At 60.7% G+C, this 21,709-nt stretch carries 20 protein-coding genes; 8 read left to right on the forward strand and 12 right to left on the reverse strand.

Annotated elements, in window-relative coordinates:
* Positions 1 to 30 precede the first annotated feature (30 nt).
* Positions 31 to 507 carry an SspB family protein gene (locus GAL_RS09990; RefSeq protein ID WP_024097465.1) on the forward strand — a complete coding sequence of 159 codons (477 nt, stop codon included), beginning with the start codon at positions 31 to 33 and terminating at the stop codon, positions 505 to 507.
* A gap of 152 nt (positions 508 to 659) precedes the next feature.
* Here GAL_RS09990 and GAL_RS09995 read toward each other — a convergent pair whose 3' ends face one another.
* On the reverse strand, positions 660 to 1,301 hold the full coding sequence (locus GAL_RS09995; RefSeq protein WP_024097466.1) for a hypothetical protein: 642 nt from the start codon (positions 1,299 to 1,301) through the stop codon (positions 660 to 662).
* A 215-nt stretch (positions 1,302 to 1,516) separates the two neighbouring features.
* Here GAL_RS09995 and fumC point away from each other — a divergent pair, with 215 nt between their 5' ends.
* From fumC to GAL_RS10010, 3 genes are read left to right on the forward strand one after another with little or no spacing between them, the layout of a single operon-like run.
* Positions 1,517 to 2,911: a class II fumarate hydratase gene (fumC, locus tag GAL_RS10000; RefSeq protein ID WP_024097467.1), complete on the forward strand. Its 1,395-nt coding sequence runs from the start codon at positions 1,517 to 1,519 to the stop codon at positions 2,909 to 2,911.
* Entirely contained in the window at positions 2,911 to 3,117 is a 207-nt protein-coding gene (locus tag GAL_RS10005; RefSeq protein ID WP_024097468.1) for a DUF4169 family protein, read from the forward strand. The genes fumC and GAL_RS10005 overlap by 1 nt, the downstream gene beginning before the upstream one ends.
* Entirely contained in the window at positions 3,110 to 3,328 is a 219-nt protein-coding gene (locus GAL_RS10010; RefSeq protein WP_024097469.1) for a ribbon-helix-helix domain-containing protein, read from the forward strand. The genes GAL_RS10005 and GAL_RS10010 overlap by 8 nt, the downstream gene beginning before the upstream one ends.
* 140 nt (positions 3,329 to 3,468) lie before the next feature.
* On the opposite strand, the gene GAL_RS10015 is transcribed toward GAL_RS10010, so the two are convergent.
* The 3 genes from GAL_RS10015 to GAL_RS10025 all read right to left on the reverse strand — a co-directional run bounded on the left by GAL_RS10015 (position 3,469) and on the right by GAL_RS10025 (position 7,117).
* On the reverse strand, positions 3,469 to 4,899 hold the full coding sequence (locus GAL_RS10015) for a cytochrome P450 (RefSeq protein WP_081731445.1): 1,431 nt from the start codon (positions 4,897 to 4,899) through the stop codon (positions 3,469 to 3,471).
* Positions 4,899 to 6,233, reverse strand: a complete 1,335-nt coding sequence (locus tag GAL_RS10020; protein WP_244462756.1) for a hypothetical protein — start codon at positions 6,231 to 6,233, stop codon at positions 4,899 to 4,901. The genes GAL_RS10015 and GAL_RS10020 overlap by 1 nt, the downstream gene beginning before the upstream one ends.
* Before the next feature lie 131 nt (positions 6,234 to 6,364).
* Entirely contained in the window at positions 6,365 to 7,117 is a 753-nt protein-coding gene (locus GAL_RS10025; protein WP_024097472.1) for a cytochrome c biogenesis CcdA family protein, read from the reverse strand.
* 66 nt (positions 7,118 to 7,183) lie between these two features.
* Between GAL_RS10025 and GAL_RS10030 the strand changes: the two genes are divergently transcribed.
* Positions 7,184 to 7,444: a sulfurtransferase TusA family protein gene (locus tag GAL_RS10030; protein ID WP_024097473.1), complete on the forward strand. Its 261-nt coding sequence runs from the start codon at positions 7,184 to 7,186 to the stop codon at positions 7,442 to 7,444.
* Positions 7,445 to 7,446: 2 nt separating this feature from the next.
* Here the strand turns inward: GAL_RS10030 and GAL_RS10035 are convergent, their stop codons facing one another.
* The 7 genes from GAL_RS10035 to purC form a co-directional block, all read right to left on the reverse strand.
* Entirely contained in the window at positions 7,447 to 7,884 is a 438-nt protein-coding gene (locus tag GAL_RS10035; protein WP_024097474.1) for a nuclear transport factor 2 family protein, read from the reverse strand.
* A 76-nt stretch (positions 7,885 to 7,960) separates the two neighbouring features.
* Positions 7,961 to 10,885 (reverse strand): Rne/Rng family ribonuclease, encoded by a 2,925-nt coding sequence (locus tag GAL_RS10040; RefSeq protein ID WP_040104055.1) that lies wholly within the window; start codon positions 10,883 to 10,885, stop codon positions 7,961 to 7,963.
* Between the two features lie 563 nt (positions 10,886 to 11,448).
* Positions 11,449 to 12,786, reverse strand: a complete 1,338-nt coding sequence (locus GAL_RS10045; protein WP_014879832.1) for a sigma-54-dependent transcriptional regulator — start codon at positions 12,784 to 12,786, stop codon at positions 11,449 to 11,451.
* Between the two features lie 29 nt (positions 12,787 to 12,815).
* Complete coding sequence (locus GAL_RS10050) at positions 12,816 to 14,585, reverse strand: ATP-binding protein (RefSeq protein WP_024097476.1); 1,770 nt, start codon at positions 14,583 to 14,585, stop codon at positions 12,816 to 12,818.
* Positions 14,586 to 14,622: 37 nt separating this feature from the next.
* Positions 14,623 to 15,291, reverse strand: coding sequence for a phosphoribosylformylglycinamidine synthase subunit PurQ (gene purQ / locus GAL_RS10055; protein ID WP_024097477.1), 669 nt, complete (start codon positions 15,289 to 15,291; stop codon positions 14,623 to 14,625).
* Entirely contained in the window at positions 15,288 to 15,521 is a 234-nt protein-coding gene (gene purS, locus GAL_RS10060; protein ID WP_024097478.1) for a phosphoribosylformylglycinamidine synthase subunit PurS, read from the reverse strand. Before purS ends, purQ begins: the two co-directional genes overlap by 4 nt.
* A gap of 102 nt (positions 15,522 to 15,623) precedes the next feature.
* Positions 15,624 to 16,385 (reverse strand): phosphoribosylaminoimidazolesuccinocarboxamide synthase, encoded by a 762-nt coding sequence (gene purC, locus GAL_RS10065; RefSeq protein WP_024097479.1) that lies wholly within the window; start codon positions 16,383 to 16,385, stop codon positions 15,624 to 15,626.
* 339 nt (positions 16,386 to 16,724) lie between these two features.
* Between purC and GAL_RS10070 the strand changes: the two genes are divergently transcribed.
* The 3 genes from GAL_RS10070 (at position 16,725) to bmt (ending at position 20,416) form a co-directional block, all read left to right on the forward strand.
* The gene (locus tag GAL_RS10070; RefSeq protein WP_024097480.1) at positions 16,725 to 17,042 is read left to right on the forward strand and encodes a DUF1476 domain-containing protein; all 318 of its coding nucleotides are present in this window, start codon (positions 16,725 to 16,727) and stop codon (positions 17,040 to 17,042) included.
* 125 nt (positions 17,043 to 17,167) lie between these two features.
* Positions 17,168 to 19,309 carry a phosphatidylglycerol lysyltransferase domain-containing protein gene (locus tag GAL_RS10075; protein ID WP_024097481.1) on the forward strand — a complete coding sequence of 714 codons (2,142 nt, stop codon included), beginning with the start codon at positions 17,168 to 17,170 and terminating at the stop codon, positions 19,307 to 19,309.
* A gap of 90 nt (positions 19,310 to 19,399) precedes the next feature.
* Positions 19,400 to 20,416, forward strand: coding sequence for a betaine--homocysteine S-methyltransferase (gene bmt, locus GAL_RS10080; protein WP_024097482.1), 1,017 nt, complete (start codon positions 19,400 to 19,402; stop codon positions 20,414 to 20,416).
* A 76-nt stretch (positions 20,417 to 20,492) separates the two neighbouring features.
* Here the strand turns inward: bmt and GAL_RS10085 are convergent, their stop codons facing one another.
* Positions 20,493 to 21,599, reverse strand: coding sequence for a PA0069 family radical SAM protein (locus GAL_RS10085; protein ID WP_024097483.1), 1,107 nt, complete (start codon positions 21,597 to 21,599; stop codon positions 20,493 to 20,495).
* Positions 21,600 to 21,709: the final 110 nt, after the last annotated feature.

The raw sequence follows: 21,709 nt of genomic DNA on the forward strand, positions 1-21,709 counted from the left end.
CTGAAATCAAAGAGACTTAAGGGTATCGGAATGTCCCGCGAAATTGACTATGGAAATCTGATGCATTCGGCCATGCGTGGCCTGATCCGTTCGGTTCTGGATGGGGTTGCGGAGCACGGGCTGCCCGGCAACCACCATTTCTTCATCACCTTTGACACCTCACACCCTGATGCGGAGCTAGCCGACTGGCTTTCGGACCGTTACCCTGGCGAAATGACCGTGGTCATGCAGCACTGGTTCGACAATCTGGATGTCGGCGAGGACGGGTTTGCCATCACGCTGAATTTCGGCGACGCACCTGAGCCGCTCTATATTCCTTACGACGCGATCAAGACCTTTGTAGATCCGTCTGTGGAGTTTGGCCTGCGCTTTGAATCCCCAGAGGATGACGACGAGGTTGAGGAAATGGTCGCCGAACTCGACGATGATATCGAGATTGAGGTGGAGGAAGATCCGGCGGACAAGAAACCCGCTGACGTCGTCTCTCTCGACAGTTTCCGCAAGTAACAGAATGTCCAGCTTGGCTGGGTGGGTGCCCACTCAGACAGATGCGCTGCATAGCCTATGCGGCGCATTTTTACATCTGGGGTGATGGCAAGATGAGGTTCACCCCTTAATGCGCTGTTAATAAGCATATTTACAGGCTTCAGACCACGGCATTAACGGCGCTCAAGAAAGGTCTTCAACTCCTTGCGCGGGAAACCGTTGCGATGCGAGGAATAAACAAGATCCAATCCGCCCTCCGCCAATGTGCGATCATACTGCTGCATCTCGTAGTCGCCATTGGGGCCGATAAACATCGAAAACACCGTCAGCGTGTCCCCGATAATCCGGCCCCAGACGTAAGGCTCCCCCTTCATCGGGTCGAGCTGCACAGTATGCCCGAAGACATTGCGCTTCATCGCGGCGGCAAAGATATCAGCCCGTTCGGTTGGCTGGAATTCTACATTGTAAGATTTGGTTTTGCGGCGACCGTCCTTTTTCAGCGAGGTCGTGGTCCATTGAACAAAAAACCCGTCATCACTGTTGGCGAGGGGACCGATCCGAACGGTCGCATCACGCTGTTCCTTGCTACCATCGGGATTAGGCACCTCTAACGAACCCTGATAGCGCCCGAAGAACGGGCGCACATCGGCCGCAATCGCCTGCCCCGCCAGCGTCATGATCATCAACAGCGTTAGAAAACCCGCCTGGACCTGCCACTGTAGCCGCGCCAGAGACAGCACCCTGCCCCGCGCAGGACGCCGATGCCTGCCCTTGGTCGCGGCCTGCTGTGGCGGTTTGGCTTGATATGTCAGCACGGGCAGATCCTTTGGATTGTTGTCTGTCGCGGGTGTATCTGCGCTTAATCTAGCGGTCTTCTGATCTCGTGCAATAACTCATCCTGCAATGGCCCCTATACCTTGGGTTCGGAATGGCTATGCTGCGCGAAACTGCGCAATTGCCTCGTGGCCCGGACCGGGGTAGACGGCATACCGACGCATACATTTAGTCATCATCAGACGGAGAGAGACTTATGTCCGATACCCGCACCGAAACCGACAGCTTCGGTCCGCTTGAGGTCCCCGCCAACAAATACTGGGGCGCCCAGACCCAGCGGTCGATCATGAACTTCCCAATTGGCTGGGAAAAACAGCCCGTCGCCATCGTGCGTGCGCTCGGCGTGATCAAACAGGCCTGCGCCATGGCCAACAAGGCGTCGGGCAAGCTGGACGCCAAGATCGCGGATGCAGTCATCGCAGCGGCGGGCGAGGTGATCGAGGGCAAGTTCGACGACAACTTCCCGCTGGTGGTGTGGCAGACCGGCTCCGGCACCCAGTCCAACATGAACTCCAACGAAGTGATCGCCAACCGCGCGATTGAGATTCTCGGCGGCGTGATCGGCTCCAAGGATCCGGTGCATCCGAATGATCACTGCAACATGGGCCAGTCTTCCAACGACACCTTCCCGACCGCGATGCATATCGCCACCGCCATGTCCGTGCGCGACGTGCTGGTGCCGGGCCTGACCAAACTGGCCGAAGGGCTGGAAGCCAAAGCCGAGGCCTTCAAGGACATCATCAAGATTGGCCGCACCCATACCCAAGACGCCACCCCGCTGACACTGGGACAGGAGTTCGGCGGCTACGCCCATCAGATCCGTCAGGGCCTGGCGCGGGTCGAGGCGGCGATGCCCGGTATCTATGAGCTGGCACAGGGTGGCACCGCTGTTGGCACCGGCCTTAATACCCAAAAAGGCTGGGGTGAAGAAGTCGCAGCCAATATGGCCGAAATCACCGGCCTGCCCTTTGTCACCGCGCCGAACAAGTTCGAAGCGCTGGCGGCACATGACGCCATGGTGTTCCTGTCCGGTGCGCTCGCGACTATTGCGGGCAGCTGCTACAAGATCGCCAATGACATCCGCTTCCTCGGTTCCGGGCCTCGTTCCGGTCTGGGTGAGCTGATCCTGCCGGAGAACGAGCCGGGCTCCTCCATCATGCCGGGCAAGGTGAACCCGACACAGGCAGAGGCGCTGACCCAGGTCGCGGCTCACGTCATGGGCAATGACGCAGCGATCAAATTTGCAGGCTCGCAGGGGCATTTTGAGTTGAACGTCTACAACCCGATGATGTCCTACAACCTGCTTCAGTCGATCCAGCTCTTGGGTGATGCGGCGGACAGCTTCACCGAGCGGATGCTGAACGGCATTGAGGCCAATGAGCCGCGCATCGACAAGCTGATGAAAGAGTCGCTGATGCTGGTCACCGCGCTGGCCCCCACAATCGGCTATGACAATGCCACCAAGGTTGCCAAAACCGCGCATAAGAACGGCACCACGCTGAAGGAAGAGGCCATCGCGCTTGGCTTCGTGGATGAGGCGACGTTTGACGCCGTTGTCCGCCCTGAGCAGATGATCGGCCCGAAAGACTGATGGCTGGTTCCGGTTCAGGCCCGGTTAATCTGAACCGGTATCGCAAGGAAAAGGCGCGGGCCGAGAAAAAGGCCCGCGCTGACCAGAATGCCGTGACCTATGGCCGGACCAAGGCTGAAAAGGATCTGGACAAAGCCCGTAACGCGCAAGACGTCCGGCGACTGGATGGCACGAAGCGCGACGATCCCAAGACCGAAGATGACTAATCGCCCCCGAAAACACTCGCTGACTTTGCGCGGTCATCGGACCTCGGTCTCGCTGGAGGATGAGTTCTGGGAGGCCTTCCGTGAGATTGCGGCTGAAGACGGGCGCGCCATCAATGATCTGGCCGCCGAAATTGACGAGACCAGAGGCGTGGACTGCGGTTTGGCCTCAGCCATTCGTCTGCATGTTCTGCGACACTTAAAGTCACGTTAACCAAGTTTGGCATCTTAGAGAGATGCCGGTCCCTGCCCCCTCACCGCTGATGCCAGGTTGCTGCAATTGTTTCAGTCACAAGCAGCTGCAAGGGACAGCGTTGTGCGTCGTAAATAGCGGAACATTGAACGGCTGCTGGGTTAGCGCGGGATGAGCTGCAACCAGATCCCGTTTTTTGACCGAACTGTCAGATGGGCGACCGGGATTGGCTGTTGGTCTGCAACAGGCTCCACACGAAACCGCTCCAGGATCATCGACAGGATCAGCGGTCCCTCAATCATTGCAAAGCCAGCACCGGTACAGACACGTGGCCCGGCCGAGAACGGAATATAGGCCTCGCGCTGGCAGGTCTTGCCGTTCTCCGTCTGCCACCGCCCCGGATCAAACCCGTCCGGGTTCTCCCAAAGCCGTTCGTGACGGTGCAGGTGCCACGGACTCAGCACCACCTGCGCGCCCTTCGGAACAGCCCGGCCGCGAAACTGCTGTGGGCAGCTGGCCTCGCGGACCATCATCGGCACCGGCGGGTAAAGGCGCAGCGCTTCGCGGAAGACATCGCGGCTGATCCGCAACCTGCCCGCCGCGGCGAACTGGTCGAGCGACAGCGCCGCCGCCTCCGCTGCGATTTTTTCCTGCCAGTCGGGGGCCAAAGCCACCAGATAGAGCGCCCAGGCGAGTGCAGACGCGCTGGTCTCATGCCCGGCCAGAAAGAAGATCGCCACCTGATCAACCATCTCATCCGTCGTGAACAGCTCACCGGTTTCGGGATCTTGCATGGTCATGACCTTCGTGGCGAGATCATCCGGTGCATGACCAGCGTCGATGGCCGCCATCCGCTGCTCTGTGAGACCCTTGATCAGCCCCCGGATCCGGGCCGCATTTCGCCGCGTGGCGGGTCGGTGGAAGCGGGGCAGCCAGCGTGGCAGCGGCACAAAGGCCGCGAGATTGAGAATAGGCTGGCCCTGCTGATAGGCACGAAACCGGTGAAACACCTCTTGTGCTGTTTCGTGATCAATCGGGATTGAGAACAGCGTGCGAAAGATCACGTCCGCCGCAGCGTGGGAGGTTTCCGCTTCAATCTCAATGGGGCGGTCCGGTTGCTGCTCCAATTGAGTCGATAGCCGTGCCACAGCCGCCTCCGCAGCGGCATACATTGCCGGATAGATCTGTCGCAGCCGGCCTCCTTCAAACGCGGGGTCGATGATCCGGCGCTGCCGTTTCCAGACCTCACCATTGGTGAGAAAGACCGAATTCCCAAGCAGCGGGCGCAGCCCCTCACCAATGCGGTTCGATTTCGGAAACAGCTCCGGGCGGTCCTTTAGCACTGTGCGCACCAGATCCGGTTGATTGACCAGAAAAGACCGAAAGAAGGGTGTGCGAAACTCTGCCATCCAGGCACGATAAAGCTTGGCCGGCTGCGCCGAGAGAAGATCCGCGCGAAACAACCTCAGATAACGCCAGAGCGAGACCTTGGCGGCGCGGGAGGCAGGTTTTGGCGGTATGACCGGAGTTCCCTCAGCAGGCGTGACAGGCACGCTGTCAGGCGGACGTTTGGGGTGCGGCAGATCTGTCATCATCCACCAACCGAGGTATATTTAGACGCGGTCACATCAATGCGCGAGCGCGACGGATTGCGGGTGCGATAGCGGCTTTCCAATGTGCGTGGACCTGCCGTGATCTGAAAATAGTCATAGTCTCCCGGCTGATCAAAGGCGCAGAGATACTGGAAATGCAGCCGGAAGAAGCGCCAGCGCAGCGCCGCCCATCGTGCCGGGCTGAGGGTCTGGGTAAAGGCCGCCGAGACGACCAGCGGCCAGCGTTTCTGCGGTGGGGACACCCCCGTGACCGCGACCGGATCACACAGTGCAAAGGCGCAGCCATCCCCCGGTGCGGTGACATCGACCCAACAAAGATCTCCCCGCCCGGAGAGGTCGCGCAGATCACGGCGCAGGCGATGCGCCTCAGGCAGGAAGGAAACCATCGGCACCACCTGCCCCAGGCTCAAAAAACCCAGCACCGCATGGCGCGCCGCCAGCCCGCTGCGCTGCACGTCAGCCAGAACGCTGACACCGACATGCGCCCCGGAAGAATGGCCGACCACTAGCACCTCATCATAGTTTGGATCGCTGAGCGCCACAGCGATTTCCCCTGCGAACTGCGCGATGCGTTCTTCCAGTTCTGGCGCGTAGGCGCCGCGCAACGCCGCCGAATGGGCGTAGTCATGCATCAAGTAGTAGGCAAACAAGCGCCCGTCCTGACGCCGAAACCAGCGCATCAGAGCCGCAGCTGCGACCAAGCCAGCGGCCCAGAACACCAGTGTTGCGAGCGCGGCTCCCCAGCTAGAAGTCAAGCCAAGCCGGGCAAAACCTCCCTGCCCCAGACGTGCAATGACCAGCGCCACGATGAAAGCCAGCATCGCCTGCAGCAACAGCATCCCCACAGGGTACAGGGCGGCAATGACCGGCCCCTTGCGCAGCCACATCAGCCGTCGCAGCGTTCCGGTGGAGATATAGATCCAGGCGGTGCGAAGCATCTGCCAATAGGTCTCGGCAATGGATGGATCCATACTGTCCTGAACGATGTCGGACCAGACCAGCACTTCAATATCGGTGTTGATCTCCTGCCCCTCAATCTCTGCGCGGACCTGCCAGCCAAAACCGCCTGCACCGTCGGTCCCGGTGGCGGTGGCGGTCTGGGGACGCGGCACCAGTGACAGCTGATAGCCAGAAATCTCGGCCTGTGCTGCGCCCTCACTGCGATACAGCTCTCGGTAGCGGCGCGGCGGCATGGGGTCGTAGCCGGGGATATAGAAGACCTTGCGACGACGCACCGGCGGATCCTGCGGCGCGGCGTCCGGATCCGGGTGCAGCCTTCTGGCTGCAGGTGTGTGATTGGTCTGCTCTTGCACGGATTACGCGGTCCGATTTGCCTGTTGTTCTCTGCTCAGCTTAGCCGCGCTGCACCAAAAGCGTAAGCCCCGCCGGTGATTTGCCGAGCGGGGCTTTTGATCCGTGCAAAAGCCGCAGTAGGTCGCGCGGATCAGCCGAGGGTCGCCAGCGCCGGGAAGGTTTCCAACAGCCAGAAAGAGAACTCAGAGAACAGGCCAGTGACAAGCATCACACCGACAAAGATCAGCAGCCCGCCCATGAATTTTTCGATCACACCCATGTAAGGTTTGATCCGGTTCATCAGCACCATGGAGCGGGTGAGGAAGATCGCGGCCAAGAGAAACGGTACCCCCAGCCCCAACGCGTAGATCCCCAGCAGTAAGGTGCCCCGCGCTACCGAGGCTTCGGTTGCGGCCAACGACAAGATTGCGCCGAGTTGAGGGCCGATGCAGGGGGTCCAGCCGAAGGCAAAGGCCAGGCCAAGAATATAGGCGCCAACCGCCGAGCCGCCGGATTGATCGGTTTCCATCCGCGCCTCACGGTCAAGCAACGGAATACGAAACACGGAAAGGAAATGCAGTCCGAAGATAATCACCACAACGCCGGAGACCTGTGCAAAAAGTTCCTGATTCTGCAGCACAAACGCGCCAAAGGCCGAAGCGGTAAAGCCCAGCAGCAGAAACACCGTAGACAGCCCCATGATGAAGAAGAGCGCGGCCACAATTGCCTTCCGCCTGGCCTGCGCCGTGCCTTGGATCTCTCCAATGGATACGCCGCTCATATAGGCCAGATAGGGCGGCACGATGGGCAGCACACAGGGCGACAGAAAACTGACCAATCCAGCCGTCAGCGCCACCAGCATGGCAGGGATCAGCCCTGCGTCGATGATTTCAATTCCAAACATGCCCAACCCTTAGACCAGCCTCTGACAAAGGTCACGGGGGGAGCTGGTCACAACCTTGTGGACAGGATGAAACAACCGGATTATCTGCAAGGTATGACCAATGAGAACGAGATCCTCGACGCCCTCGGGCTGCTCTGCCCTCTGCCCGTACTGAAGGCACGTAAACGTCTGAAACCATTGGCCTCTGGCAAGGTTTTGGAGGTGCATGCCGATGACCCGGCTGCGGTGGTGGACATCCCGCACTTCTGCCAGGAAGCGGGCCATGAGCTACTGGAAATCCGCGACAATCCGCAGCATCAGATCTATCTGATCCGCAAGGGTGGCTGAGATCAGGGGAGCGGATTTTCCACCCCTTCTGGCAGGGCTTCGGTGTCCTGACTGAAGATATTGATCCAGCCGCCATCCTGACGCTGCCAAATCGAACTGACATACATTGCAGCGCCTTCAACCTCTCCCTCTGCCTGCCCCTCTGCCTGCCCCGGACGGGTGTAGCTGGCGCGGTACGCCAGCAGCGCTGTTTCGGGTCCAAGCGGTAGAACGCGCGCATCCTCGATGCTGAACTCTGCCACCGTTGGTCCCTGTGACAGCTGATCGGTATGTTCGTCCCGCCCGGCAAAGCCGCTTGGATAGACGCCCAGAAACTGCGGATGCAATGCCGCGCGGTCCGCTGCCACATCCCCCTGTTGCAATGCAGTCCAGACAGCGGTTTCAGCTGCCAGCAACTCTTGCAACAGCATCTCCGACTGAGAGGTGTTTTCAGTTTGCATCGGTCCTCACATAGCTCCCAGATGGTCCTGACATGAAAAAGGCGGGCCAGATGCCCGCCTTTTCATTCTTTTGCAATCAGCTGCCAACCGACCACCAGCCGCGCCGTTTCGGCTTCGGCGGGCTCGCCGGTTCGGCTTCGGCCGTGGCCAGCTCCGGTTCCGGGGCTGTCTCCACCTCTTCCGTCGGAGCCTCTGCGGCCTGTGGCTCGGCAGCCTCTGGCGCTGTTTCCTCAGCAGCAGGGGTGTCCTGATCTGCGACAACATCCCCAGCGGTGGCCTCATCCGCCACGATCTGGCTCGGTGCGGCCTCCTCTGCCATGGCTGTCTCCGCTTCGGCGGCAGTCGGCACCTCTGTGGCGGCGTCACCATTCAGCGCTGCGGGTTCCGCAGAAGCCTCGGCGGGCGTATCTGCGCTCTCAACAACCGGAACCTCGGCAGGTTTGCTGTCCTCCGCCTTTGCGTCCTCAACCACCTCTTTGACCTCAGCCACAGGCTCTGCCTTGACGTCCGTCTCCGCCGGGGTGTCGGCCTCAGCTGTGACTGTCTCGTCAGTCTTCTTCTTGCGGCTGCGCGAGCGGGTCCGGGTGCGGGTGCGTTTCTTCACCTCACCGTCGCCCTCTTTGGCATCGGTGCTCTCTGCTGGCTCAGCCTTAGCGTCGGCCTCGTTCGCAGCGGCGTCATCCGACGCTGTCTGGTCATCCGCGTTTGCATCAGCCTGCGCCGCATTGCTGCTGTCATCACCGTCCCCACCGGAGGATTTCCGACGACGACGACGGCGACGCTTGCGCTTGGGTTTATTGTCGCCCTCGCCCTCATCACCTGCGGTCCGCACCTCTGCGACGTCGGCGTCATTGGTTTCAGCCTCGGCCTCATCCGCCTCATCGCTCGCCTCATCCGCATCAACCTGATCCATGATCGAGGTATCGACGGAAACCACAGGCGCGGCGGCAACAGGCACCACGCGAGACGCGGTCTTGAACTTCTCAAGCGAGAAATCGGGGCTGACCAGATGCGGGTCCCCTTCGATCCGCACGGAAAGACCGTAGCGGGTTTCGATCTGGGCAATGTGCTCGCGCTTCTGGTTCATCAGATAGTTGGCAATGCTGACCGGGCAACGCACCAGCACCTCGCGGGAGCGACGGCGGGTGCCCTCTTCCTCAATCTGGCGCAGAATCGACAGTGCCAGCGAGTCATCTGAACGGATCAGACCAGTGCCATGGCAATGCGGACAGGGCGCGGTGGTCGCCTCGATCATGCCGGGACGCAAACGCTGACGTGACATTTCCATCAGGCCAAAGCCAGAGATCCGGCCCACCTGAATGCGGGCGCGGTCGGTCTTCAGCTTATCCTTCATCCGCTTCTCGACGGCGGCGTTGTTCTTACGCTCATCCATGTCGATGAAGTCGATAACGATTAGACCAGCAAGGTCGCGCAGACGCAGCTGGCGGGCCACCTCTTCGGCGGCCTCCAGATTGGTCTTCAGCGCGGTTTCCTCGATCGAGCCTTCCTTGGTGGCGCGGCCGGAGTTCACGTCGATGGCCACCAGTGCCTCGGTGACGCCGATCACGATATAGCCACCGGATTTCAGCTGCACCGTCGGGTTGAACATCGCGCCGAGGTAGCTTTCGACCTGAAAGCGCGCGAACAGCGGCAGCTGATCCTGGTAGTTTTTCACGTTCTTGGCGTGGGACGGCATGATCATCTTCATGAAGTCCTTGGCGATGCGGTAGCCGCGTTCGCCCTCAACCAGAACCTCATCAATCTCGCGGCTATAAAGGTCGCGGATCGAACGTTTGATCAGATCGCCTTCTTCATAGATCTTGGCAGGCGCGATAGATTTCAGCGTCAGCTCGCGGATCTGCTCCCACAGGCGCTGCAGATATTCATAATCGCGCTTGATCTCGGACTTGGTACGTTTGGCACCTGCGGTGCGGACAATCAGCCCGGCGCCAGTTGGCACGTCCAGTTCGGTTGCGATGTCCTTCAGCTTCTTACGGTCGGCGGCATTGGTGATCTTGCGGGAGATGCCACCACCACGCGCGGTGTTGGGCATCAGCACGCAGTAGCGGCCAGCCAGCGACAGGTACGTGGTGAGGGCAGCACCTTTGTTGCCGCGTTCCTCTTTCACGACCTGCACAAGCAGGACCTGACGAACCTTGATCACTTCCTGAATTTTGTAGCGACGTGGACGGGGTTTGCGTACCGGGCGAATATCTTCGCTGTCATCCTCATCGGCGACGGATTCGATATTCTCATCCTTCGCCGTCGCATCTGCGCCGGTGTCCTTATCGGCACTGTCATCAGACTCCGCGTCATCTGCGGCCTCGTCCGCCTCAGGTGTCGCCACATCTGCCGCGCCCTCGGCCTCGCCGGATGCGTCCTGCGCCTCAGGGGTGCCCGAGGCCTCTTTGACGGCCTCTTCCACAACCGGCTCGGCGACGGTCGCGTCATCGGCGGCAGCCGCCTCAGTTTGAGCGGTTTCGGGAACCTCCGCCAGCTTGGTATCAGCGGCTGCGACCTCATCGGTCAGGTCGATGGTTTCCATACCCGCGATATCAGCGCCGTTTTCAGCGGTTTCGGGGCTGACGTCCTTGGTCTCGACCACGTCCGCGGATTTTACCTCCGCCGCTTTGGTCCGGCCACGACGCGACCGCGACTGCCGCTTGGCAGGTTTGGCATCCTCTTCGTCATCACGCGCGCGCTGTGCCTCGGCATAAGCGCGCTCCTCCTCCATCAGCTCCTCACGGTCAGCGACCGGGATCTGATAATAGTCGGGATGAATTTCCGAAAAGGCGAGGAAGCCATGGCGATTGCCGCCATAGTCCACAAAAGCTGCCTGCAACGACGGTTCGACGCGGGTTACTTTCGCGAGGTAGATATTGCCAGCAAGCTGGCGTTTGTTTTCAGATTCAAAGTCAAATTCCTCAACCTTGTTTCCATCGACCACCACGACGCGGGTCTCTTCCGCGTGGGTGGCATCAATAAGCATCTTCTTTGCCATGTGTCCTTGGTGCACCTGCCGCGCACGCGCGCATCTGGCCCGTTACCGGGCGGACGTGAACGATCGGGGTGGTGTCTTGTCTGGGCGATGTCTTGTGACGTGCGATTGGCCCATGCAGTACAGCGGTTAGCCCCGGAACATCTGTCCGGCCCTCCTGCCTGTCTGCTGTTCTCTCTCGCGCGCGTCATCGCGTTTCTTCTCCGACAGGTGGGAATATCCGCGCCCTGCCCTGATTATATCCCTGCTGAGAAACCTCAGTCAGGTGCTAAACTGCCCCGGAATACTGCGGGGCCAATCGGTCTGACTTTGCTTTCTCGGATCTTGCCGGACAAAAACAAAGGCAGCGAATCTCATCAAGAGGGGCAGGATCACGAGGGTCCCATCCCCATTTGGACAGCATAAGACCTGTGGATAGGTAATGACAATGGTCATTCGTCACAGCCGCAATCTAAATACTATCTGCTTGGTTCTTAGACGAAAATTGGTGAATAATTCGTTAGCAAGCAGCAAGGGCCGCACTCCGGAGAATGCGGCCCTGCCTGTGAATGCGTGTGGATCTGCGCTCAGGACAGATAGTCGGAGCGTTGCAGGCCGTATTTGGCCATTTTTTCATTCAGCGTCCGGCGCGGCAGGCACAGTTCATCCATGACACTGGCGATGGAGCCTTTGTGGCGGCGCATGGTGTTGTCGATCAGCATCCGTTCGAACGCCTCGACATATTCCTTCAGAGGTTTGCCCTCAGTGGTCATCACCGGTTGCATATCCTCATGATCGGACATCAGGAGCGAGGCAATGGTGCCAGAGCCGCGACGCGACTGAAGCACGGCCCGTTCGGCGATGTTGATCAGCTGACGCACATTGCCCGGCCAGGGCGCCTGCAACAGCTGGGCCGCCTCCTGCGCGCTGACCTGAGGCGCGTCGCAGCCGTATTCCTCGGAGAACTGTTCGCTAAGGCGGGTGAACAGGGTCAGGATATCCTCACCGCGCTGACGTAGCGGTGGCACGGTGATGCGCAGCGCCGCCAGCCGGTAAAACAGGTCCGGGCGCAGCGCGTCCTCGCAGGTCTTACCTGCCTCCTGCAGATTTGAAATCGCCACAATGCGGGTCTCACCGGGGATGCCCTGCTCATTGATCACGCTCAGCAGCTTGGCCTGTAGCGTCTCACTCAGCGCGTCGATGTCTTCCAGCACCAGCGTGCCGCCGCGGGCCTCCTCAATGGCGGGAAGCATGCTGTCTTCGGGCAACATCGGGCCAAACAGGCGTTTGGACAGCGCCTCCTCCTCCAGTGCCGCGCAGGAGACCAGCACGAATTTCTTGCCCGCCCGGCTGCCCACTGCATGTAGCGCGTGCGCCACCAGCGTCTTGCCGGTGCCGGTCTCGCCGTCGATCAGAACATGGCCGTCGGCCTGCCCCAGATCGAGGATATCTTCGCGCAGGCGCTCCATCACCGGGCTGGAGCCGATGAGCTTTTTCATGATGGTGCTGCCATCGGACAGCTCGCGGCGCAGCACCCGGTTGTCCAATGTCAGGCGGCGCGCGCCCGTGGCCCGCTTGGCCAGCTCTGACATACGATCCGGGTTGAAGGGTTTTTCGAGAAAATCGAAGGCCCCGACCCGCATCGCCTCAACCGCCATCGGCACATCGCCGTGACCAGTGATCATGATCACCGGCAGCGCTGAATCGCTGCCCATCAGTTTCTTGAGGAACTGCATCCCGTCCATGCCGGGCATTTTGATATCCGAGATGACGATGCCGGGATAATCCGGCCCCAGCACCTTCAGCGCATCCTCGGCGCTGGCAAAGGTCTCGGTGTCATAGCCAGACAGTGCCAGCCATTGGCTGATCGACTGTCTCATATCCTGTTCATCATCGACGATCGCGATTTTCATGGCCTGTGCCATTCGCGTGCCCTCCATCCAGTGATACCGCGCTATTCTGCGGCCTCGATGCCGTCCACAAGGATCGGCAATTGCATTTCAAATACGGCGCCACCGTTCTGTCCGTTGCGGGCAGTCAGCCGACCGCCTAGGTCGTTCACGATACCGGAGGAGATGGCAAGCCCCAACCCAACCCCGTCGCCCGGCTGCTTGGTGGTGTAGAAGGGCTCAAACAGGCTGCCAAAATCCTTGATCCCCATCCCGTTGTCACGCACCGACAGGGTCGCGGTCTCGCCTGCGGCAAGCAGGATTTCGACCTCAGGATCTGCAACTGACTTTGTAGCATCTAGCGCGTTTCGCAGCAGGTTCACCATAACCTGTTCAATGCGCATCCGGTCCCCCATCACATAGACCGGTTGTTCGGGCAGGATGCGGGCGATTTTAACATGCCGCTGACGCAGCTGCGGCTCCATCATCGACAGCGATGAGGCGAGCGCATCGCCCATATTTACCGGGCTAAACGCGTCACCGCCCTTGCGTGCGTAGGATTTCAGCTGGCGGGTAATGGCGCCCATCCGTTCAATCAGATCATCGATCCGGCCAAAGGAGGCCAGCGCCTCCTCCGGGCGGTTGCGATTGAGCAGCAGACGCGCGCCGGCAAGATAGGTTTTCATAGCGGCCAACGGCTGGTTCAACTCGTGGCTGACGGCTGCCGACATCTCGCCAAGCGCCGCCAGTTTCGAGCTCTGCGCAAGGCTCTGTTCGGCGACCGCAAGCGTCTCCTGCATGCGTTCCCGTTCGGCAATTTCCCGCTGTAGCCGGGCGTTCAATACGCGAAGCTCTGCCGACTCCCGCTGGAACAGGGCCATGCGCAGCGCGGTGCGGCGGCTCAGCGCATAGAAGGCCAGCGCCAGCAGAATGGCGAATCCCATGATTTCCAACGCCAATACCGTGTTCACCCGCTCTCGGATCGACGCATAGGTGGTGAAGGACGTCAGTCGCCAGCCCTGAAACGGGATGCGGGATTCCAGTCGCATCACCGCCTCACCTTGCAGGTAGGCATCCGCTGGCAGGGCGGTCCAGTCGGTGGTGGCGCGGATTGCCCGCTGGATTGCGCCCTCCGGCGTCTGCAGTTGCAGTGCATCCGCCTCCGACAGGCCGCGCCAGCGCGACTCCGTTGCCAGCAGAATGGTGCCGGTGCTGTCGCTGACCATGACCGCATCGGAAATGCCCGCCCAGGCGCGCTCGAATTTCTGAAGATCGACCTCAACCACAATCACCCCAAGGATGCCAGAGGTGTCCACAATGCGGCGCGAATAGGTGAAGCGATAACTGCCCACCTCGGTGCGGATGGCGGAAAATACCGTCGTCTTGGACCGCAACGCATCCACGAAATAGGCCGCATTGCGGTGGGTTTCCCCCAACCGGTTGCGATCCGTCGCAGCAACAGTGCGCCCGTCCTGTGCCATCAGCATGATGGAGGCGGCGCCGATTTCCTCGACAAACGAGATCAACCGCTGGGTGGAGAGCGAGAAGTCGTTGGACTGCAGCGCAGAGATCAGCGCCTGATCCCGCGCCAGGAGCTGTGGCACGATGGCATGGCGCCCCAGCTCACTCACCAGGTTGCCAGAATAAAGCGCCAGACGCAGCTCAGCGCGGTTTCGAGTGCTTTCTGTAAAGCGGTCGGTGAGGGCCCGGTTGGTGACCCAGACCGTCACGGCAGCGACAGACATGAGCACCAGCAACGCAAGACGCACCCGCCACGAGGTCGTGCGGGAACGCGGTTTTTCAGAAGTTGTTGTTGCGTCACGCGCGGCAGTCATAGGCAAAACCTAACGCATGCCGCCGCGCCTTCACAAGTCACGCCGCAGTGACAAGCCCGGCCAATGCGCGGAACACTGCCGCCCCATCGGTACCGCCATGACCCGCATCTGCCGCCCGTTCGGGGTGTGGCATCATGCCCAGAACCCGACGATTTTCCGACAGGATGCCTGCGATATCGGCAACCGACCCATTGGGGTTGTCGACATAGCGGAAGGCGACACGGTCCTGATCCTGCAGCGCTGCCACGGTCTCGGCATCAGCGAAGTAGTTGCCGTCATGATGCGCGATCGGAACGCCGATCACGTCGCCCGCCGTGTAAGCTTCAGTAAAGACACTGTCGGCGGTGGCCACTTGCAGATCCACGGTGCGGCAGATGTATTTCAGACCGGCGTTGCGCAGCAGCGCCCCCGGCAGAACACCGGTTTCGGTCAAGATCTGAAAACCGTTGCACACACCAATCGCATAGCCGCCACGGTTGGCATGATCGACAACCGCCTGGCAGATCGGTGACTGTGCAGCAATGGCACCGCAGCGCAGGTAATCACCATAGGAAAACCCACCCGGCACGCCAACGATATCGATGCCCTCAGGCAACGCGCTGTCCTTGTGCCAGACCATGGAAACCTCACAGCCCGCTTGCTCAAATGCCACCGCCAGATCGCGGTCGCAGTTGGAGCCGGGGAAGACTACAACAGCCGCCTTCATCCCTGCATCTCGATGCTGTAGGATTCGATGACAGTGTTGGCCAGCAGCTTCTCGCACATCGCGGTGACATCGGACTCGGTGGCGTCATCGGCCAGATCGAGGTCGATCACCTTGCCCTGACGCACGCCGTCCACCTTGTCAAAGCCCATCGCGCCAAGCGCGTGGCGCACGGCCTCGCCCTGCGGATCCAAAACCCCGTTTTTCAGCATTACATGCACGCGTGCCTTCATCGCATTTTCCCTCAGGTTTCGATGGCAAAGCCCAAATTTGGGGCCGCTTCGTTAGATAGTCAAAATCCCGCCCCTTTGTCAGGACGGGATCCATGGATCAGATCAGTTCACCAGCGTCGGCTTGCCGCCCGCAGGCGGGTTGTTGGGCATGACGCCCAGACGCCGCGCCACCTCAGTGTAGGCGTCGGTCAGGTTGCCAAGGTCGCGGCGGAACACGTCCTTATCGAGCTTCTGTCCGGTTTTCTGATCCCACAGGCGGCAGCTGTCTGGGCTGATCTCATCAGCAACCACCAGACGCTGGAAATCGCCGTCATAGATGCGACCGATTTCGATCTTGAAATCCACCAGCTTGATCCCGACCGCCAGCATCACGCCGGACAGGAAATCATTGACCCGCAGTGCGAGGCTGAGGATATCATCCATGTCCTGCTGGCTGGCCCAGCCGAAGGCTGCGATATGTTCTTCGGTGACCAGCGGATCACCAAGGCCGTCATCCTTGTAGCAATATTCAACGATCGGGCGCGGCAGCTGGGTGCCCTCGTCAATGCCAAGGCGTTTGGAGATCGACCCAGCGGCATAGTTGCGCACGATCACTTCCAGCGGAATGATCTCACAGCTGCGGACCAGCTGTTCACGCATGTTGATCCGTTTCAGGAAATGCGTCGGCACACCGATCTGGCCCAGACCTTGCATAAAGAATTCGCTCAGCAGGTTGTTGAGCACGCCCTTGCCCTCAATGACATCGCGCTTTTCAGCGTTGAAAGCGGTGGCATCGTCTTTGAAGTACTGAACGATGGTGCCCGGTTCGGGCCCTTCATAAAGTGTCTTCGCCTTGCCTTCGTAAATCTTCTTGCGACGTGCCATGCGGAGCCTTTCGGGATAAAAACGGGAATCTCAAGCCCGGGAACTGCCGCCCTCATAAGGCAAGGGGGGCGCTGCCGCAAGCTTGGTCCCTGCCCGCCGTCCCTTGGCTGGGTTAACGTCTGTGATAAGCTGGAAATACCAAGGTAAAACCGAGGTCGGCGCCGAAGCCGGGGCCGAGGTTCGCCAATGTGCGCCAAACCATTGTGCCAGGATGCCCCAGACCGCAGGCAAAGTGATCACCGCGACAGACCGACAAACCCGCGCTTGGCACTTGCGGGGGCGGTCCTGCGTCCACATATCGTATTGAGAAATAACTATTGTCACGTCAAAGGAGGCCCCATGACCACATTCGACGACCGCGAACACGCGTTTGAGGCAAAATATGCCCATGATGAAGAAATGCAGTTCAAGGCGCAGGCGCGCTGTAACAAGCTGCTGGGGCTTTGGGCAGCAGGCCTGATGGGCAAAACCGGCGCCGATGCCGAAGCTTATGCGCTGGAGGTCATCAAGTCCGATTTTGAGGAAGCCGGGTTCGAAGACGTGCTGCGTAAGGTCAGTGGCGATCTTCAAGGGCGCGCCAGCGCGGATGAAGTGCGGGAAAAGCGCGCCGCTTTTCTGCCAGAAGCCAAGGCGCAGGTCCTAAGCGACAACGGCTGATTTGCGGCTGATTTCGCGACGCCTTCATAGATCGCGAGTTAAGGTGCTGTCGCCGTTAACCCCGTGACAATGCATCGGGCGTAGGATCCGCAGACCGCGACACGCTGTTTGCAACAAGGATCCGAATGCCCCGACGCCCGTCCATCGCCGCCCGCGCCTTAACGCGGGCCGCCACGCGCGCCGCGCGTCTTCTGCTGCCCCTGGTGGTTATGATCGGCTGTCTGGCGCTGTTACAGGCCCATGTTGCGCTGCCTGATCTGGCTCAGGTGCGCAGCATTCTGAGTGACCTCTCTGGCTGGCAATGGGCCGGTGCGCTGATTGCCACGGGGGTCAGTTTCTGGGCGCTCGGACGCTATGACAGTGTTGCGCATCGCCATCTTGGAACCGGGCTGGACGGGCCTCAGGCGCGCCGCGCGGGGATCGTGGCCATCGCGATCTCCCAGACCCTAGGGTTTGGCCTCATTACCGGTGCCTTTGCCCGCTGGCGCATGTTGAAGGGGCTGCGCCCTCTGCGAGCCGCCCAGCTCACCGGTATGGTTGCCATCACGTTCCTGATTGCCCTGGCCGGGATCTGCGGTGCAGCCCTGCTGCTCAGCCCTCCGCCTGTTTCCAGCCCCTGGCTGGGCTTTACCATCCTTCTGGCCACATGTGCGATGATCGCAGCCATGGTGGCTGTGCCGGTGGTGCGTATTGGTCGGATGACCCTGCGCTGGCCCTCGCTGACGGCTATTGCGGCGCTGGGATTCTGGGCAATGATTGACGTGGTCGCCGCAGGCAGCGCCCTGTGGCTTTTGCTGCCCACGGGTGTTGATCTATCGCTCGCTGTACTGCTGCCTGCCTATTTCCTGGCCCTCGGCGTGGCTATACTCTCCTCTGCCCCCGGCGGCGCTGGGGCATTTGAACTGGCGCTCTGTGCAATGCTGCCCACACATGCCACAGCCGAAATTATTGCCGCGATCCTTGCCTTTCGGCTGGTTTATTACCTTCTTCCGGCTGTGCTGGCCGGCCTGTGCCTGTGTTGGCCGGTGCTGACATGTCTGGCGCTAAACGCCACCAAAACAGCCCCCCGCGCTGATGATCCGCAGGCGCTGAGTGGCAGTGCCATGCGACCAGCCTCACATCTGCCGCAGAACCGCCCAATCGCGGAAGCCGCTGTGATCCGGCAGAACGGCGGGCATATCCATGCCTTTGGCCTCAATCAGGTGGCGCTGGTAGACAGTCCGCAGGCCTCAATCGCACTCTTTGGCGTAGTGAGCGGTCATTTGGCGGAGGTGCTGCCGGGGCTGCGTCAGCATGCCAAGCTCCGCAACGCTGTGGCTTGCCTTTATAAATGCACCGCCCGCGATGCAGCCGTCTGCCGTCGTGCCCGCTGGCGGGTGCTGCGGATCGCACAGGAGGCGGTGCTACAGCCTGAAAAATTCAGCGAGAGCGGCTCCAGCCGCCGACAGCTACGCCGCAAACTGAGGCAGGCAGAGAAAGCTGAGGTCCGTGTCCTGCCCGCAGCTCCTGAATTACCGATTGAACAGATGGCTCAGATTGATGCGGCCTGGCAGGCGGCGCATGGAGGCGCCAAGGGCACGACGATGGGGCGGTTTCAGGCAGAATATCTGGCTCAACAACAGGTGTTTATCGCTTGGCACCGGGAGCGCATGATCGGATTTGTCAGCTTTCACGCCATCGCCCATGAATGGTGCCTTGATCTGGTGCGCTTGCTGCCGGATGCCCCGGATGGCACCGGTCATGCTCTGATCCGCGCTGCAATCGCCGAAGCCGCCACACTGCAGGTCCCGCGCCTGTCGCTTGCGGCGGTGCCTGATCACCGCTTCGCCAAACGTCTCGACCCTGGCCTGCGCCGTTTCAAAACCTGTTTTGCTCCGAAGTGGGAGGACCGGTATGTCGCCGCACCCTCTGTTCTGCATTTGGCTATCGCCTTGGGAGAGCTGCTGCGGCTGGTGCATCACCCGGCGCCGCTGCCGCACTGGCCAACACCTGAGGAAAGCAGCCCTGAGGACGACAATCCAGCCACCGACGGGGCAGACACAGCAACAGCTGAAGGCGTTACGCTGACCATTGACAACCCCGGAAGCGCAACCGAAGAGAGTCTGTGGCGAACCTTTGAACGGCGCGCCGCAGCAGCACGTAAACGGCGCAAAGCCACTGCTGACCAGCGTCTGAACAGCGGCGATGACGGCAGCCCCCTGTATCAGCGTGATCTGCCTCATAATGAAGATGAAGAAAATGAAATTGCCCTCACCCGCCGTGCATGACAGACCGGGCCATTACTGATCGCTGATCCGCCCCGCCATAACAGGCAGGTCTCAGCGCAAACACCGACATCACCCCCACAGGAACATCCCATGACCAATACATTCACCACCCTGCTGGAGACCAAGGACGCCCTGCTTGCAGATGGGGCCACCGGTACCAATCTGTTCAACATGGGCCTGCAGTCCGGTGATGCGCCGGAACTTTGGAACGTGGATGAACCAAAGAAAATTACCGCGCTCTATCAGGGGTCGGTTGATGCGGGCAGTGATCTGTTCCTGACCAATACTTTTGGCGGGACAGCTGCGCGGCTGAAGCTGCACGATGCCCACCGCCGCGTCCGTGAGTTGAACGTCGCGGGAGCCGAGTTGGGCCGCAATGTCGCGGACCGATCCGAGCGCAAGATCGCAGTGGCCGGCTCCGTTGGCCCGACCGGCGAAATCATGCAGCCCGTGGGTGAGCTGAGCCACGCGCTTGCCGTGGAAATGTTCCATGAGCAGGCCGAAGCGCTGAAAGAGGGCGGCGTTGATGTTTTGTGGTTGGAGACGATCTCCGCCCCGGAAGAGTACCGCGCCGCCGCCGAAGCGTTCAAGCTTGCGGATATGCCCTGGTGCGGCACCATGAGTTTTGACACCGCCGGACGCACCATGATGGGCGTCACCTCCGCCGATATGGCGCAGCTGGTTGAGGAGTTTGACCCCGCACCGCTGGCCTTTGGCGCCAATTGCGGCACCGGGGCGTCGGACATTCTGCGCACTGTCCTTGGGTTCGCGGCACAAGGGACAACCCGCCCGATAATTTCCAAAGGCAATGCCGGCATCCCGAAATATGTCGATGGCCATATCCACTATGACGGCACGCCGGCCCTGATGGGTGAATATGCGGCCATGGCACGGGATTGCGGCGCCAAGATCATTGGCGGCTGCTGTGGCACCATGCCCGATCACCTGCGCGCCATGCGCGAAGCGCTCGACACCCGCCCCCGTGGCGAGCAGCCAACACTGGAGCAGATCGTCGAGGTTCTTGGACCGTTCACCTCTGACAGTGACGGCACCGGTGAGGACACGGCCCCTGAACGCCGCAGCCGTCGCGGTCGCCGTCGCGGCTGATCGCAGGCGTAACGCCTGGCCAAAGCGATGTGATCGTCGCTTCGGCCGTCGTTTCGCTGGATGCCAGTATCGCGTATTAAAACAGCGCGAGCTGATCCCCGGCCTGGGCCGGTTTTGCAAAGAGATCACAGCGCAAATCAGGTGATTTCTGAAGCAATCCCAGCCGCTTGCACGCTGCCTTGAACCGATTGGCGATAACTTCGGCATAGGGCCCCTCACCGCGCATGCGGTGCCCCCAGCGCGGATCATAGTCCCGCCCGCCGTGCATCTCGCGCAGCCGAGCCATCACTTTCTCGGCGCGCAGCGGCACATGTTCCGCAAGCCATTCCTGCCACAGCTCCGACACCTCACGTGGCAGTCGCAACATGATCCAGCTGGCCGCATCCGCGCCCGCCTCTGCTCCGGCGGCCAGCAGAGCTTCCAGCTCATGATCTGTCAATCCAGGCACAATGGGCGATGTCATGATCCGCACGGGGACACCCGCATCAGACAGGCGGCGAATGGTGGCAAGCCGTCGCGCCGGTGATGGCGCGCGAGGCTCCATCCGGCGTGACAGATCCGCATCCAGCGTGGTGACTGAGATCCCGACCCGCATCAAACCCCGCGTCGCCATGGCCGACAGAATATCCAGATCCCGCTCGATCAGCGTGCCCTTGGTGACGATGGCGACCGGGTGGGAAAAGGCCTCCAGCACCTCAAGACAGGCGCGCGTCAGCCCCAAATCCCGTTCGCAAGGCTGATACGGGTCGGTATTGGTGCCAATGGCAATCGGCGCCACCCGGTAGCGCGGCTGCGACAGCTCACGGCGCAGCACCTCAGCAGCGTTGGGGCGCGCGATCAGCCGGGTTTCAAAATCCAACCCCGGTGACAGACCCAGATAGGCATGGCTGGGCCGAGCGAAACAATAAATGCAGCCATGTTCGCAGCCACGGTAGGTATTGATGGAACGGTCAAACGGCAAATCAGGCGATTTATTGTAGGAAATCAGTGACCGGGCCACCTCATGGCGAATGTCGGTTTCTATCCGGGGGAGGCCCACGCCCTCCTGATCCGGCACCGAATCCCGCAGGGCGCCCCAGCCGTCGTCGATGGCATCGCGAGTCATATCAAACCGCCCTGCCGCATTGCTGAGGCTGGCGCGGGCTTTGCGACGTTGTGGCGGAGGCGTCAAAATCTCGGTCATGGCTCATTCTGCCGCAAGCAGGAGAACAAATAAAGAACAAACGCAAGAAACCGAAGATTTCCATGCGAAATCTTCATTATTATTCCGCTATTTTTGCCCCTATAGGTCGG

Origin of the sequence: Phaeobacter gallaeciensis DSM 26640, from assembly GCF_000511385.1 — a bacterium.
Lineage (GTDB): Bacteria > Pseudomonadota > Alphaproteobacteria > Rhodobacterales > Rhodobacteraceae > Phaeobacter > Phaeobacter gallaeciensis.